This is a genomic window from Sphingomonas sp., assembly GCF_025353885.1.
Taxonomy (GTDB): Bacteria; Pseudomonadota; Alphaproteobacteria; order Sphingomonadales; family Sphingomonadaceae; genus Sphingomonas_O.
On the sequence record NZ_JANXNX010000084.1, the window covers coordinates 1 to 14668 of the forward strand.

Here is a 14668-nt window from a genome sequence, read left to right on the forward strand (position 1 = left end):
AACACGCCCCATGTCAGTGCGCCACCCTGTTTCAGAGCGGCGGTCAGGCCGAATTTCGCTTCGTGAGAGCCCGCTGCCTCGCCTGCAGCGACCTGGCCGGCTGCGATGATCTGGATCAACATGTTTCGTTTATTCCCTTGATAGATTGTTCGTTTGAAATGGGTGCAGGCCTAATGCCCGCGAGCTTAATTCTTCGGAATCTGCCAGCGCACACGGTTCGCGTATGATCCGCCTGTCGCGTTGCCTGCGCTATCCTTGCCCGGCGTAAACCGTGCCCGACGCGAAACCAGTTTGCAGGTCGTATCATCGAGCAACGAAGACCCACTCGATCCCGTCACCGAGCAACTCGTCACGCGTCCATCAGGACCGACCTCCAGTCGGAAAGACGTCGTCCCCTCGGAACCCTCGCGCTGAGCGGCGGGCGGGTAGTCGTCGTTGGTCGCCCAGGACCCGGGACTACCCTTTGGCGTCAGCTTTGACACAACTGCCGGTGGCGGAGGTGGCGGCGGCGCAGGACGCGGCGGCTCAGGCGTCGGAATGAAAACCGGTGGCGGTGTTGCCACAGTGGTGACGGTCTGCGGTATGATATTAGTCCGCACAATCGCAGGTGGTGCGACAACCGGCGGTGGCGGCAACGCCGTCTTTGGTGGCGGCGGCGGCAGCTTTTCGGGCGGCGGCGGCGGCTCCTCGATATCGATGACCTTCAGTTCTTCGGCGGTTTTCTTGATACGCTCGTAATTTACGGCAATCAGCAGATAGAGAATCAACGCCGTGACCAAGCCAACGATCGCCATCGATCCCAGCTTGCTCGAATCCATTCCATGTTTGTCGGTATATGCCATCCGGCTCGAACACTCCTCAAACAGGCCATAAGGGTTGTTGCAGGTCAGCGAACCAACCGGAAAATCCAACAACCCATCCTGCCATTTTCTTCATTTATTTAGCGGCAGACGGAGTAACACTATCGCCCCGCCGAATATCGCGCAATCCGCTTTTCCCCTACGGACCCTATTAAAACGCGACTGACACCTGACAAGAGTGTTACGAAACACCTAATTATAAAGGGTTGAAGACATGTTTGGTTCCCGTGATGATCGCAGCAGAACAAAAATCGTTGCGGCTGCGCTCATATTCTCGATGGCCCCTGTGATTGCGAAAGCACAACAAATTCAGCCTGTTAGTGGGGCATTATCAGCAAATTGGCAGTATGCCGACGTGGCCGACTTGTTCGGCTCCGCACCAATCGCCCTGCGTGCCAGGATTACCGACGCGACACGGGTGAAGGATGCGGTCGTGCCCGCTGGCACCGCGCGCTTTTACATCACCGCCGACGTGATCTCGCTGATTCGCGCGCCAGCCGGTGTCCCGCCCCGGATCACTTACCTGGTCGATATACCCGTCGATTCGCGGGGCCGCCCTCCCCGGCTGAAGAAGACCGAGGTGCTGTTGGCGGCGCTGCCGGTGGCGGGCCGTCCGGGCGAGATCCAGCTGGCCGCGCGTGACGCGCAACTGTTGTGGACCGCGCCCCTGGAGGCACAGGCACGCGCGGTCATCGCCGCAGTCGTGGCGCGCGATGCGGCCCCGGTCGTGACCGGCGTCGGCAGCGCGTTTCATGTCGCGGGGTCGATTCCGGGTGAGAGCGAGACGCAGGTCTTTCTGACGACCACAAACGGCGCGCCGGTTTCGCTCAGCATATTGCGGCGACCCGGCGAGGCCCCGCGCTGGGCGCTGGCGCTGGGCGAGATCGTTGACGAAGCCGCCGGGCCGCCGGGCAGGGACACACTGGCCTGGTATCGGCTGGCCTGTTTCCTGCCACGGACGATGCCCGACGCCGCCATCGCCGAATTGGCCCCGGCCGACGCCGCCGTCGCGCGCGAGGATTATGCGTTCGTGATCGCCGAACTGGGGGTCTGCGCGCGCTCCCGTGCCTGATCGGGCCACGTGCCTGATCGGGCCACGCGCCTGATCGGGCCACGCGCCTGATCGAGCGGTGCGCCCTTAAAGAAAGACGAAATCGCGGTCGAAACTTTTCAAACTGGCGCCGCCGTCGACGAAAATCGTCTGCCCGGTGACCGCCCCGGCTGTCGCAAAATACAGGACCGCATCGGCGATGTCGTCAGGCTGCGACAAGCGCTGTAATGGCATGGCCGCCGCCAGCCGCGCCATCTGGGCATCGTCGAAATCATCGGTCGGCAGGGTCAGTCCCGGCGCAACCGCATTGACCCGCCAGCGCGGGGCCAAGGTGGCGGCAAGCGTGGCCGTCGCGCCCGCCAGCGCGGTTTTCGACAGGGTATAGGCAAGCTGGTCGCCATTCGGGTTGCGAATCCGCTGGTCGAGGATGTTGACGACACTGCCGCTGGTGCCCCGCGCAGCCAGCGCGATCGCCAGCAGCACCGGTGCCGCCGCATTGACCGCATGATGCTGGGCCAGGCTGGTCGGCGTCAGGCTGGTCGCATCATCATATTCGAAGCGTGAGGCATTGTTGACCAGCAGCGAGGGGAGCGATCCGAAATGGGCCGAAACCTGTTCGACCAGAAGCGCAGGGGCCTCGGGATCGGCCAGGTCCGCCACGAAATCATGCGCTCCGGCATAAGTCGATTCGTCGGGAATATCATGGTGACTGTGCAGCGCCAGCGTCCAGCCGGCATCGGCAAGGTGCCGTGCAATGACCGCGCCGACGCGGCGTTTTCCACCGGTGATGAGCGCCAGTTTCATGCGACCCCTCCCCTACCGGCGATAACGAACGCGGCGAATCCCGATCGATTCGTCGTTTTCAGACAAGGCCATTTTGACGATCCGCACCTCGACGCGGGCGACGCGCGGGTCGGGGATCATCAGCGTGTCGATGATATGATCGGCCACCGCCTCGACCAGCACGAAATGAACATCCGACGGCAGGGCAGCGGTCGCCGCGCGTTTCAGGTCCATGTAGTTTTTCGAAGCTGCCAGTGGCGTATCGGGTGCAAAGAGGTCCCGCACGTCCAGATCGACGATGATGGAGATCCGCAACGGCTGCGGCAGGTGCGTCTCCTCCGAATAAACGCCGGTCAGGACGGGCACTTCAAGGTCGAGGAGTTCAAGCTGGAGCAGATCGTTCATGCAAGCTCGCCTAGATCAGGGCCGCCCGGATGAAAAGCGCCGCCATGCCAACGGGCCGGTAAACACCGCTTTCAATCGGGGAAAACGCCGTTAAGTGCGCGCAACCCATGACCGTGCGTATCGCTCCCTTGTCGCTGGCCGACCCCGTTGCGGTCGAAACCCTGCTTGATGAAGCCTTTGGTGGTGATCGTCACCAGCGGACCGCCTATCGGTTGCGCGCCGGGATGACCGCTATCCCTGCGTTGAGCCTGGCGGCATTCGATGGCGAAACGGTGGTCGGGACGTTGCAAAGCTGGCCGGTTGCGCTGGACGCGTTGCCGCTGGTGCTGGTCGGCCCGGTCGCGGTCCGGCCGGGCCAGCAACGCGGCGGCATCGGTCGTGCGATGATGACCGCGCTGCTCGCCCCCGGCGTCCGCGATCCGCTGGTGATGATCGGCGACCCCGAATATTATGGACGGTTTTTCGGTTTCACCAGCGACGCGACGCAACACTGGGTGGTGCCCGGGCCGGTCGAACGGCATCGCCTGCTGTGCCGTAGCGATGGCGTGTTGCCGGTGACAGGGGTGCTGGGGCCGAGAGTCGCGGTGCTGGTTTGAAACGGGGGAGGTTTGACCACTCTCTACCGTCACCCCGGCGAAGGCCGGGGCCTATACGGGTTTCCGACAGGGCGGTGAATTACCCGACAGCCGTATAGGCCCCGGCCTTCGCCGGGGTGACGAGGTTGCCAGGAGGTGGAGGCTTTATAATCGGTGGCCCAGCGCCTAGATCGGCGTGATGCCGATGGACCCTCTGCCCGAGCTTGCCACGATGAACCTGACACAGGTCGCGCAGGCGCTTGCCGAAAAACGCTTGCCGCCGGTCGATCAATGGCATCCGACGCATTGCGGAGACAGCGAGATGCGGATCGCGCGGGACGGGACCTGGTTTCATCGGGGGTCGCCGATCGGGCGGGAGGCGATGGTGCGGTTGTTTTCGTCCATCCTGCGCCGAGAGGTCGATGGCAGCTATGTCCTGGTAACGCCCGGCGAAAAACTGGACATACAGGTCGATGACGCCCCCTTTGTCGCGGTCGAAGTCAAGAGCGAGGGCGATGGCTGCGACCGTCGGCTGGCGTTTCGGCTGAACACCGGCGACCTAGTCGTCGCAGGCGCGGACAATGCGCTGCGATTCGAAACCGGGGCCGACGGGCCGCACCCCACTCTTCATGTGCGCGGCGGGATGGAGGCGCTGGTCGTGCGCTCGGTCTATTACGAACTGGCCGAGCTTGCGATTCAGGACTCCGGCGTGGCGGGCGGACCATCGGCACCGATCGGCCTGTGGAGCGACGGCGTTTATTTCGCGATGTCCGACGCGTGACGCTGGCGGCACGGTTGCGCAACAGGCTGGCGGCGACGGCGGACATGGTGGTCCCGTTCGACGGCGACCGCGACATGGTCGATGCCCGATCCTATGTCGACGCGGCGGTGCTGATCGCGGTCACCGAACGGGCGGAGCCGGGGCTGATCCTGACGCTGCGGCCTGAAACCATGCGTCGCCATGCCGGGCAGGTCGCTTTTCCGGGCGGACGCGTCGACCCGCAAGACAGCGATGCCGTGGCCGCCGCGCTGCGCGAGGCATATGAGGAGGTCGCGCTGGTCCCCACCGACGTCGAGATCATCGGCACGCTGCGCCCCTATCGAACGGGTACGGAGTATGAGATCGTGCCGGTGCTGGGGGTGATTGCGCCCGACCTGCCGCTGATCCCGCACGATGCGGAGGTCGCGGCGGTCTTTGAAGTGCCGCTGGCGTTCGTCCTCGATCCCGCCAATCGGGTCGAACGGCGCGCAATATGGAACGGGGCCGAGCGCCGCTACCTGGAGATCATTTGGGGCGAACGGCGGATCTGGGGTGCGACGGCGGCGATGTTGGCCAATCTGGCGGCGCGGCTGGCATGACCGTAACGATGCTGCCCGACGCCCCCTGGCGACACCGCGAAGAGCTCGACACGCTGATTGCGGCGCTGGGCGACACGACGCGCTATGTCGGCGGGGCGGTGCGCGACGGGCTGTTGGCCGTGCCGGTCAGCGACATCGACATGGCGACGCGGCTGTTGCCTGAACAGGTGATCGCCCGGTTGGAAGCGGCGGGGATCAAGGCAGTGCCGACGGGCATCGCGCATGGCACGATCACCGCGGTGACGGCGGGTGGCCCGGTGCAGATCACAACGCTGCGCCGCGATGTCGCCACCGACGGACGGCACGCGACGGTCGCCTATACCGATGACTGGCAAGAGGATGCGGCGCGGCGCGATTTCACGATCAACGCGCTGTCGGCGGATTTGCGGACCGGCGCGGTGCAGGACTGGTTCGGGGGCCTGGGCGACCTGGAAGCTGGGGTGGTGCGCTTCATCGGTGAACCGCGGGCACGCATTGCCGAAGATCACTTGCGGATATTGCGATTTTTCCGGTTTCATGCGCGGTTCGGGCGGGGTGCGCCCGACGCGGCGGCCTATGATGCGTGTGCGGCGCGGGCGAACGACCTGATGGCCCTGTCGCGCGAACGGATTGCCGACGAATTGCTGAAACTTCTGGCGACGGCCACGCCCGCGGCGGCGATCACGCTGATGCTGGCGCGCGGGATATTGCGGCCGGTCCTGCCCGAGATTACCGACGCCCGCGGGCTGGCGCGACTGGTCGAGCGCGAGGCTGATGCAGGCGTGGCAGGCGATACCGTGCGGCGGCTGGCGGCGCTGATCGGGCCGGATGCAGCGGTGGCGGAGGCGATCGCGCTGCGGCTGCGGCTGTCGAAGGCAAAGGCGCGGCGGCTGGTGGCTGCCTGCACGGTGGGCGAGGTTGAGCCGGTGGCGGCGCTGGCGTATCGGCTGGGCGTGCAGGGTGCCGAGGACCGGTTGCTGATCGGAGACGGACCAACGACCGCGCTGGCCGAGCTGGCGGCGTGGAAAGCGCCGGTGCTGCCGATGTCGGGCGGGGCGCTGATCGAGCGCGGGATCGCCTCGGGGCCTGAGGTTTCGCGGACGCTGGCTGAGATCGAGGAGGCGTGGATCGTGGCGGGGTTTCCGACTGGCGCAACGTTTGCGGCGCTGGTTGAACGGGTGCTGGCTAGCCGAGCGAGTCGAGCGCGAACCTGAGCGCGGCGTCGGGTTCGAGCGCGGGCGAATAAAAATAACCCTGCCCCGTCGTGCAACCGAGCGCGGCCAGCGTCTGCGACAGTTCGCGCGTTTCAATACCCTCCGCCGTAGTCGTCATGCCCAGCGCCTGCGCGAGGCTCAGGATCGCACGGACGATGGCAATTTTGTCGGGATCACCAAGCATCCCGGTGATGAAGCTGCGATCGATCTTCAGCGTGTCGATTGGCAGCTTCTGGAGGCTGGCGAGATTGGAGAAGCCGGTGCCGAAATCGTCCATCGCGACCATCGCATCGACCGATTTCAGGGCGTCGAGCGTGCGACCTGCGCGTTCGGGATCGGCGACGATCGCGCTTTCGGTCAGTTCGACCGACAGTCGGTATCCAGACAGCCGATGATCGCGCAACGCTGCGCCGACCAGCCCGGCGATGTCGTCGCGCTGGACCTGGATCGCGGACAGATTGACGCCGACATAAAGCGGCAGGTCGCGGCCGGCGGCCTTGTCCCAGCTTTTCAGCGTCGACAGCGCGCGATCAAGTGCCCAGCGCCCGAGCGGGATGATCAGCCCCGATTCTTCGGCCACCGCGATGAATTCGCTTGGCGGGACGACGCCGAGGTCGGGATGGTTCCAGCGGGCCAGCGCCTCGAACCCGGCGATCCGCCCGGTGCCGAGGGCCATCAGCGGCTGGAACGCCATGTCGAGCGATTCGCTTTCGATAGCGCGACGCAATTCGGTCTCGAGAGTAAAGCAGCGGTGCGATGCTGCAAGGGCGGCAGGCTGGTACAGTTCGACGCGCTGTGTGCGCTTGGCCTCTTTCAACGCGATCTGGGCGTGGCGCATCAGTTTCTCGGCATCCACCCCGCTTTCGGTGGCAAGCGCGCAACCGACGGCGCAGTCGACCTTGATCTCGAAGTCGGACAGTTTGCAGGGGCGTGACAGCACTTCGCCAACCCGGCGGGCGACGTGGAGGACGTCGCCCGGGCCATCGACCAACCGGACGACCATCGCGAATTCATTGGCCCCGGTGCGTGCCAACAGGTCGTAGCCGCGCAAAGTCGACATCAGGCGGCGGGCGACGGTGATGATCAGTTCGTCACCACCAAGCGAGCCCACACATTCGTTGACGCGGCTGAACCGGGCGAGGTCGACGATCATGACCGCGTAATTCTCGCTGCCGTCGTCGATCATGCGGGTTTCGAGATGGTCGACGAAACCGGCGCGGTTCATCAGCCCTGTCAGGCTGTCGGTCAGCATCTCCAGCCGCAGCGATTTTTCGGTCTGAACCTCGTTGGTGCGGTCGATCAGGGTGACCAGAACGCGCGCGTCGGCGCGGTCACCAGCGCACAGCGCGGCGACCGATACGGTAAAATGCCGCCCGTCGATCATGCCCCCGTCGCGCCATTCGAATTGCTGAGCCTCGCTGTCGCCGTTCAAGACCGCGATGATTTCGTCCGCGCAACCGACGCCGTCCAGCACATGGTCGCGCCCCGCCACGCGCTGGCTGTCGAGCCGTTTCCAGGCGGCGTTGGCGGCGTGGATTTTGAGCGACCCGGTGCGCAAGGTGACCACCGCAGCGGCGATCGGCAGAGCTTCCAGATACGTCTGCCGCATCCTGACCAAGTCGGATGTTTCGTCGATCGCGGACCGGCTGGGGGCAAGCCCCGCCATTGCTCCCATTGCGGGGGAGCGGCTGCGCGTCAAAACGCGCGCTTTGCCAGCGACATCCATTAAGCTGGCTTACGCTGGGATAGTTAAGGTGTGCTGAATTTCGGACAGGCGTCGCAAAGTCTGCCCCACTCCATCAAGCGCCGAATTTATTGTCCCGCGGGAACCCCGTTGGCGGCATCCGGCCCGCCGCCCCGCGTGCTGCGCGCCAGGGGCTCAGGTCGCCCTCTGTCCGGGTCCGTCCGCTGTCCCCGCCCATCGGCCAGCTGAGGCCGTCTGCAAAGACCAGCGTGATGGCATCGGCCAGCCCCCCATCACGGTAACGCTGCAACGAAACGCCCTGCCCGCGCGACATTTCGGGAAGCTCGCTCAACGGAAACACGACGAGTTTGCGATTATCGCCGATCGCCGCCACGAAATCGTCGGCGAGCGCGATGGTCCGGACGATCGTCAACTTTGCGCCCGCCTTTACATTGACGACCTGCCGCCCTTTCCGCGTCTCGGCGATTAACTCGCCAACCTGCGCGACAAACCCACGCCCGTCGCTCGCGACCAGCAACAGCCGCGCGTCGCGGCGCGCGGTAAACATCCGGACGATGGCGGTTTCGCCGGGCAAATCGATCATCAGCCGAACGGGTTCGCCAAAACCACGCCCGCCGGGCAGCTTGTCGGCACCGAGCGTGTAGATGCGCCCGTCGGCTGCTGCGATCAGGATCTTGTCGGTGGTCTGGGCATGGATGGCAAAGGCCGGGCCGTCGCCCTCCTTGAACCGGGAGGTATCGGCACCGGCCAGGTCGACGTGACCCCGCAGCGCCCGGATCCAGCCTTTTTGCGACAGGATAACGGTCACCGGCTCACGTTCGATCATGGCGTCGAGCGGCACGTCCTTGGCGGGCGCGGCCTCGGCCACCGTCGTCCGCCGCCGCCCAAGCACGGTTTCAGGGCCATAGCGTTCGCGCAGCTTGCCAAGATCGCGTTTCAGCTTGGTACGCTGCTTGGCGGGGCTTTCGACCAGCGCGGCCAGGTCAGTCCGTTCCTTGTCGAGCTTGCCACGCTCGGTCTTGATCTCCATCTCCTCAAGCCGCCGCAGCGACCGCAGACGCATGTTCAGGATCGCCTCGGCCTGGCGGTCGTTCAGCGAAAATTCGTCGATCATCACGGGCTTTGGCTCATCCTCGGTCCGGATGATTTCGATCACCCGGTCCAGGTTCAGATACGCGATCAAATAGCCGTCGAGCAGTTCGATCCGGTCGTCGATCTTGCCGATGCGGTGCTGCGCCCGGCGGACCATCACCTCGAACTGGTGGAGCAGCCAGGCGTTCAGCACCGCCTTCAGGCTCATCACGCGCGGGGTGCGATCGGCCCCGAGCACATTCAGATTGAGCGAAACCTTGACCTCCAGCTCGGTCAGTCGAAACAGGCTTTCCATCAGGACGTCGGGATCGACCGAGCGACTGCGCGGTTCGATAACGATGCGAATCAGCTCGTCACTTTCATCGCGGACATCCGCAAGGATCGGCAGTTTCTTGTCATTGATGATCGTGGCGATGGCTTCAATCAGCTTGCCCTTTTGCACGCCATAGGGGATCTCGGTCACGATCGCGACCCAGGTGCCGCGCCCCTGATCCTCGATGGTCCAGCGCGAGCGCACGCGAAACGAGCCGCGCCCGGTGGCATAGGCGTCCGCGATGGCGGCGGGACGATCCACGATCAGGCCGCCGGTCGGCAGGTCGGGACCCTGCACGAACCGGAGCAGCGCCGCGTCCTCGACATCGGGCTGGTCGATCAGCAGCGTCGCGGCGTCGAGGATTTCGGCGACATTGTGCGGCGGGATGTTGGTCGCCATGCCGACTGCGATGCCGCTTGCCCCATTGGCGAGCAGGTTCGGGAACAGGCCCGGCATGACCTCAGGCTCTTCATCCTCGCCGTTATAGGTCGCGCGGTAATCGACGGTGCCATCGTCCAGCCCCGCCATCAGGTCGACCGCCACCGCGGTCAGGCGCGCCTCTGTATAGCGATAAGCGGCGGCGTTATCGCCGTCGATATTGCCGAAATTGCCCTGCCCGTCGACCAGCGGGTAACGCAACGAGAACGTCTGGGCCAGGCGGACCATCGCGTCATAGACCGACTGGTCGCCGTGCGGGTGGTATTTACCGATGACATCGCCGACGACGCGCGCGCATTTCTTGTAGCCACTGGCGGGGTCGAGTTTCAGCAGGCGCATGGCCCATAACAGGCGGCGGTGGACAGGTTTCAACCCGTCGCGCAGGTCGGGCAGCGACCGCGCCGTGATCGTGGACATCGCATAGACAAGGTAACGATCCGACAACGCCGTATCGAACGGCGAATCGACGATCAGGTCAAATGGGTCGGAGGAGGAACCGGTGCGCGCAATCATTCCGGTTCCGTCTATCAAAGCGAACCGGCGATGGCGAGGTGGGGTGTGGAGGTAATTTGTTCCCGTCGCCCCGACGGAGATTTGGAAATAGCGGTGAGCGGACCGGTGGCGGTTGTTTGGCTGGCTCGCCTCCTTATCTCCCAGTCTCCCCACATTCCCCCGGAGAACTCACCATGCGCTATAATCAGTTGGGCAATACCGGCCTGCAGGTTTCCGAACTCTGCCTCGGCACGATGACGTTTGGCGAAACTGGCGAGGGCAACCCAATGTGGGGCGCGATTGCAGGGCTGGACCAGCCGGGCGTCGATGCGATCGTGACGCGGGCGATCGACGCGGGGATCAATTTTTTCGACACGGCCAATATCTATTCGAACGGCGTTTCGGAGGAGATGCTGGGCCGCGCGTTGAAGAATCTGGGGACAAAGCGGACCGATGCCGTGATCGCGACGAAGTTCTTTGGCTTGATGGGCGCGGGGCCGAACGACCGGGGCGGCTCGCGCGGGCATATCATGGATTCAGTGGACGCCAGCCTGACCCGGCTCGGCATCGACCATATCGACCTTTACCAGATGCACGGCACCGATCAGGTCACCCCCGTCGACGAGACCCTGCGCGCGCTGGACGATCTGGTCAGCAGTGGCAAGGTTCGGTATATCGGCGTGTCGAACTGGATGGCCTGGAAGATCGCCAAGGCGCTGGGACGATCGGAGGCAAAAGGTTATGCGCGGTTCGAGACCCTGCAGGCCTATTACACGATCGCCGGACGCGACCTGGAACGCGACATCGTGCCGCTGTTACAGAGCGAGAAGGTTGGGCTGATGGTGTGGTCCCCGCTCGCCGGCGGGCTGCTGTCGGGCAAATACGACCGCAACGGCGACAGCGCGGGTCGTCGCGCCAGTTTCGACTTTCCGCCGGTCGACAAGGATCGCGCCTATGAGTGTATCGATGCGATGCGCGTGGTCGCCGATGCCCATGGCAGCACGGTGGCGCAGGTGGCGCTGGCTTATATCCTGCACAAGCCGTTCGTCACCACGGTAATCATCGGGGCCAAGCGGATCGAGCAGCTGGAAGACAATCTGAAGGCTGTCGACGTGCGACTGACGACCGAGGACATGGCGACACTCGACGCGGTGAGCGCACTTCCGCCCGAATATCCGGGTTGGATGGTGGATTTTCAGAACGGCGGGGCGCGGCCGGAATCGCGCTGATCGGTCGCCAGTTGACCTTTGGCAGTCGCTAGGGCGTGAACACCGACCAGTTCGTGGCGGCGGCAAGGCGTTCGAGCGCTTCGCTGCCGAGGTGCGAATTGCCGCGTTTGTTCAGGCCGGGGGACCACACCGCGATGCTGGCCTTGCCCGGCACGATGGCGAGGATGCCGCCCCCGACGCCCGATTTGCCGGGTATGCCGACGCGGAAGGCGAATTCGCCCGATCCGTCATAATGGCCGCACGTCAGCATCAGCGCCATGATGCGACGCGCTCGCTGGGCCGAGACGACCGGTCGCCCGGTATCCGGATGTCGCCCGTCGTGCATCAGGAAGCGGCCCGCCAGCGCCAACTGGGTGCAGCTCATCGCGATGGCGCACTGGTGGAAATAGACCCGCAGCGCGTCCCCGACCTCATGTTCCATATTGTTGAACGCGCGCATGTAGTTGGCGAGCGCGGCGTTACGGAAGCCGGTCTGTGCCTCCGAATTGGCGACATCGCCGTCGATGAACACGCTTTCGTCCCCCGACAGAAAGCGCATGAAGCGCAGGATGTCGCCGATTGCCTCGCGGGGTTCCGCTCCGCCGAGCACGACATCGGACACGACGATGGCCCCGGCATTGATGAACGGATTGCGGGGGATGCCGCGTTCCGCCTCAAGCTGGACGACCGAATTGAATGCCGATCCCGATGGCTCGACCCCGACGCGCCGCCACAGTGTCTCGCCAATTTTGCCGAGCGCGAGGGTCAGGGCAAAAACCTTCGACACCGACTGGATCGAAAAGGCGTGATCGGCGTCGCCCCCCTTGTGCACGACCCCGTCTGCGGTGACGATGGCAATACCGAAATGCCGGGGATCGACGCCGCCCAGACTCGGAATATAGTCGGCGACCTTGCCCCGTTCGACGGCCTGGGTCGCGTGGGCGGTGATCTCTGCGATCAGGGCGGCGAGGTCGGTCACTCAGTACTTCGTCCCGGCCCGGCCCGGCCACATTCGCATCAGCTCGCGGTCCCGGTCGATCCACTGGTGCTTCAACGCGCCGGCGATGTGCAGGAAAACGAGGAAGTACAGCAGCAAGCCGAGGTTGCCGTGAACCTGCGCAAAGCTGTCGTGGATCATCGTCTTGGTGGCGGGGTCCAGAGCCAGCACGGTGGGCAGGCGCGGCCATTCGAAAATGCCGAACCAGTACATCGGATGCGTCGGCGCGTCCTTATAAGCCGAATCCATGATCCAGCCGGTGATCGGCAGGCCGAACAATATGCCGTACAGCAGGATATGGACGGCGTGTGCGGTGACCTTCTCCCAGCCCCGGTGATGCGGTGGCAGCGCGGGCGGGCGATGGGTCAGGCGCCACAGCACCCGCATGATCGCGAGGGCCAGCACGGTGATGCCGATCGACTTGTGCAGGTTGATCGCCGGGCGCACGCCCGCATCCGGGTAGAAATCCCAGGTGAGCGCCAAAAAGACGTTGAGCGCGATCAGGGCGGCAATGATCCAATGCAGCGCCATCGCGGTGCGGGTATAACGGGCAATGGCCATGGATATGAGCTCCGGATCTGGTTTCGGACACGAAAGGTTCATGCCCCCCGCGGCAGCTGCGCAACTTAACGCTGGCACCCGCGACGTCCAGCACCTATCGCCCGCCAGAATCAGGCGGAAACCCCAGAGGACTCGGTTTGACTCCCATGACGCTCGAACAGACGCTCGGCATGACGTCGCCGCGCCTCAATCCGCCGGTGCGCCCGTGGACCGGCACGCTGATCTGGCTGGCGTCGGTGGCGCTGTTCATCGCACTGTTCGCACAGGGTTTCGTGCGGATGGGCGTCGGCGCATGGGCGGTCGGGCTGGTTTATATCGTCTATGACACGGCGCTGCTGCTGTTTGTCGCGCGTCGAACCTACCGGCTGGTGCATCAGCGGTCGATCGTGGTGTCCGACCGGAACGACCGCCACGACGGCACGCTGGCGGTGATCGTGGCGGCCTATAACGAAGCCGCCGTCCTGGAAGTCACGGTCGAGGCGCTGCGCAAACAGGCAAGCCCGCCCGAAATGATCATCATCGCCGACGACGGATCGGACGACGACAGCGCCGCTGTCCTGGCGCGCGTTTATGGGTTGCGGCCGCCGATCCTGGGGACGATGGGCGAGGCCGGGACGATCGCGCCGACGCTGCGCTGGTTGCGCCTGCCCCGCAGCGGCAAGGCCCGCGCGCTGAACGTGGCGATCGGGCTGGTCGATGCCGATATCCTGATGACGGTCGATGCCGATACTCTGCTGGAACCGGGCGCACTACTGGCGATGCGGCGTGCCTTCGATGCCGAACCCGGACTGGTCGCCGCAACCGGAGTGCTGCGCCCGATCTGTGGGGACAGCATGTCGGGGCGACTGTTCCAGTGGTTCCAGACATACGAATATGTCCGCAATTTCATGTCGCGCTATGCGTGGATGGGGTCGAACAGCCTGTTGCTGGTATCGGGTGCATTCGCGGGGTTCCGGCGGACGGCACTTGAGCGCGTCGGTGGCTTCGACCCCGAATGCCTGGTCGAGGATTATGAGGTCATGCACCGCCTCCATCGCTATTCGATCGACCACGACCTCGGCTGGCACGTCCGCGTGCTAGGCGATGCGCAGGCGAGCACCGACAGTCCCGGCACGGTGATGCCGTTCCTGCGCCAGCGGCGGCGGTGGTTCGCAGGCTTTCTCCAGACCCAGCTGTGGAACCGGGACATGATCGGCAACCGGCGTTACGGGGCGCTGGGGACGGCGATGCTGCCGGTCAAGTCGCTCGACACCGTCCAGCCGCTGTACGGGCTGGCGGCATTCGGGCTGCTGGTGACGTTCATCGTGACCGGCAATCTGAAGATCGCGTTGCCGATTGTCATCGTGATGGTGGCGAAAGTCGCGGTTGACCTATGCTACCTGCTATGGTCGCTGAAACTGTATCGCAACTGGACCGGGCAGCGGCTGAGCGGCTGGGGGGCGCTGGCCTCTGCCGTGGTCGAGCCGGTGACGTTCCAGTTGCTGCGCCATGCGGGCGCGGCGTGGGGCTGGTATGTCTTCCTGACGAAAAGCCAAGTGTGGGGCACGACGGCGCGTGGCGGCATATTGTCGCGGATCGATGCGCCCGATGACCGCGCGGTGGATGCCGGGTCGCCAGCCTAAGTCTGACTATACGA

General features: G+C 64.7%; 14 protein-coding genes. 7 read left to right on the forward strand and 7 right to left on the reverse strand.

Annotation, left to right across the window (positions count from 1 at the left end; translation table 11 throughout):
- Window positions 1–185 precede the first annotated feature (185 nt).
- Window positions 186–911 carry an energy transducer TonB gene (locus Q0R02_RS09235; protein WP_367271450.1) on the reverse strand — a complete coding sequence of 242 codons (726 nt, stop codon included), beginning with the start codon at window positions 909–911 and terminating at the stop codon, window positions 186–188.
- Between the two features lie 304 nt (window positions 912–1215).
- Between Q0R02_RS09235 and Q0R02_RS09240 the strand changes: the two genes are divergently transcribed.
- Window positions 1216–1932 carry a hypothetical protein gene (locus Q0R02_RS09240; protein WP_293882678.1) on the forward strand — a complete coding sequence of 239 codons (717 nt, stop codon included), beginning with the start codon at window positions 1216–1218 and terminating at the stop codon, window positions 1930–1932.
- A gap of 66 nt (window positions 1933–1998) precedes the next feature.
- Here the strand turns inward: Q0R02_RS09240 and Q0R02_RS09245 are convergent, their stop codons facing one another.
- Window positions 1999–2715, reverse strand: coding sequence for an SDR family oxidoreductase (locus Q0R02_RS09245; protein ID WP_293882680.1), 717 nt, complete (start codon window positions 2713–2715; stop codon window positions 1999–2001).
- 12 nt (window positions 2716–2727) lie between these two features.
- Window positions 2728–3099 carry a dihydroneopterin aldolase gene (locus Q0R02_RS09250; RefSeq protein ID WP_293882682.1) on the reverse strand — a complete coding sequence of 124 codons (372 nt, stop codon included), beginning with the start codon at window positions 3097–3099 and terminating at the stop codon, window positions 2728–2730.
- Window positions 3100–3206: 107 nt separating this feature from the next.
- Between Q0R02_RS09250 and Q0R02_RS09255 the strand changes: the two genes are divergently transcribed.
- The 4 genes from Q0R02_RS09255 (at window position 3207) to Q0R02_RS09270 (ending at window position 6226) form a co-directional block, all read left to right on the forward strand.
- Window positions 3207–3695 carry a GNAT family N-acetyltransferase gene (locus tag Q0R02_RS09255; RefSeq protein WP_293882684.1) on the forward strand — a complete coding sequence of 163 codons (489 nt, stop codon included), beginning with the start codon at window positions 3207–3209 and terminating at the stop codon, window positions 3693–3695.
- A gap of 178 nt (window positions 3696–3873) precedes the next feature.
- Window positions 3874–4455: a DUF1285 domain-containing protein gene (locus Q0R02_RS09260; protein WP_293882686.1), complete on the forward strand. Its 582-nt coding sequence runs from the start codon at window positions 3874–3876 to the stop codon at window positions 4453–4455.
- A gap of 44 nt (window positions 4456–4499) precedes the next feature.
- Window positions 4500–5033 (forward strand): CoA pyrophosphatase, encoded by a 534-nt coding sequence (locus Q0R02_RS09265; protein ID WP_293882741.1) that lies wholly within the window; start codon window positions 4500–4502, stop codon window positions 5031–5033.
- Window positions 5030–6226, forward strand: a complete 1197-nt coding sequence (locus tag Q0R02_RS09270; protein WP_293882689.1) for a CCA tRNA nucleotidyltransferase — start codon at window positions 5030–5032, stop codon at window positions 6224–6226. The genes Q0R02_RS09265 and Q0R02_RS09270 overlap by 4 nt, the downstream gene beginning before the upstream one ends.
- Here Q0R02_RS09270 and Q0R02_RS09275 read toward each other — a convergent pair.
- Window positions 6198–7925, reverse strand: a complete 1728-nt coding sequence (locus Q0R02_RS09275) for a bifunctional diguanylate cyclase/phosphodiesterase (RefSeq protein ID WP_293882691.1) — start codon at window positions 7923–7925, stop codon at window positions 6198–6200. The genes Q0R02_RS09270 and Q0R02_RS09275 overlap by 29 nt on opposite strands.
- Window positions 7926–8025: 100 nt before the next feature.
- Window positions 8026–10287 carry a DNA topoisomerase IV subunit A gene (gene parC / locus Q0R02_RS09280; protein ID WP_293882693.1) on the reverse strand — a complete coding sequence of 754 codons (2262 nt, stop codon included), beginning with the start codon at window positions 10285–10287 and terminating at the stop codon, window positions 8026–8028.
- A 173-nt stretch (window positions 10288–10460) separates the two neighbouring features.
- On the opposite strand from parC, the gene Q0R02_RS09285 reads away from it, so the two are divergent.
- A complete protein-coding gene (locus Q0R02_RS09285) occupies window positions 10461–11495 on the forward strand; it encodes an aldo/keto reductase (RefSeq protein WP_293882695.1) in 1035 nt (344 codons plus the stop codon).
- Window positions 11496–11523: 28 nt separating this feature from the next.
- Here Q0R02_RS09285 and Q0R02_RS09290 read toward each other — a convergent pair whose 3' ends face one another.
- Window positions 11524–12453, reverse strand: coding sequence for a glutaminase (locus Q0R02_RS09290; RefSeq protein ID WP_293882698.1), 930 nt, complete (start codon window positions 12451–12453; stop codon window positions 11524–11526).
- Window positions 12454–13032: a cytochrome b gene (locus Q0R02_RS09295; RefSeq protein WP_293882701.1), complete on the reverse strand. Its 579-nt coding sequence runs from the start codon at window positions 13030–13032 to the stop codon at window positions 12454–12456.
- A gap of 146 nt (window positions 13033–13178) precedes the next feature.
- Between Q0R02_RS09295 and Q0R02_RS09300 the strand changes: the two genes are divergently transcribed.
- Window positions 13179–14654, forward strand: a complete 1476-nt coding sequence (locus Q0R02_RS09300) for a glycosyltransferase (RefSeq protein ID WP_293882743.1) — start codon at window positions 13179–13181, stop codon at window positions 14652–14654.
- Window positions 14655–14668: the final 14 nt, after the last annotated feature.

Excerpts from the sequence above, each read along its gene's own strand:
- parC (WP_293882693.1), bottom strand. The coding sequence starts at position 10,287 with ATGATTGCGCGCACCGGTTCCTCCTCCGACCCATTTGACCTGATCGTC.
- Q0R02_RS09260 (WP_293882686.1), top strand. The coding sequence starts at position 3,874 with ATGCCGATGGACCCTCTGCCCGAGCTTGCCACGATGAACCTGACACAG.
- Q0R02_RS09265 (WP_293882741.1), top strand. The coding sequence starts at position 4,500 with ATGGTGGTCCCGTTCGACGGCGACCGCGACATGGTCGATGCCCGATCC.
- Q0R02_RS09285 (WP_293882695.1), top strand. The coding sequence starts at position 10,461 with ATGCGCTATAATCAGTTGGGCAATACCGGCCTGCAGGTTTCCGAACTC.
- Q0R02_RS09255 (WP_293882684.1), top strand. The coding sequence starts at position 3,207 with ATGACCGTGCGTATCGCTCCCTTGTCGCTGGCCGACCCCGTTGCGGTC.
- Q0R02_RS09250 (WP_293882682.1), bottom strand. The coding sequence starts at position 3,099 with ATGAACGATCTGCTCCAGCTTGAACTCCTCGACCTTGAAGTGCCCGTC.
- Q0R02_RS09300 (WP_293882743.1), top strand. The coding sequence starts at position 13,179 with ATGACGCTCGAACAGACGCTCGGCATGACGTCGCCGCGCCTCAATCCG.
- Q0R02_RS09245 (WP_293882680.1), bottom strand. The coding sequence starts at position 2,715 with ATGAAACTGGCGCTCATCACCGGTGGAAAACGCCGCGTCGGCGCGGTC.
- Q0R02_RS09270 (WP_293882689.1), top strand. The coding sequence starts at position 5,030 with ATGACCGTAACGATGCTGCCCGACGCCCCCTGGCGACACCGCGAAGAG.
- Q0R02_RS09295 (WP_293882701.1), bottom strand. The coding sequence starts at position 13,032 with ATGGCCATTGCCCGTTATACCCGCACCGCGATGGCGCTGCATTGGATC.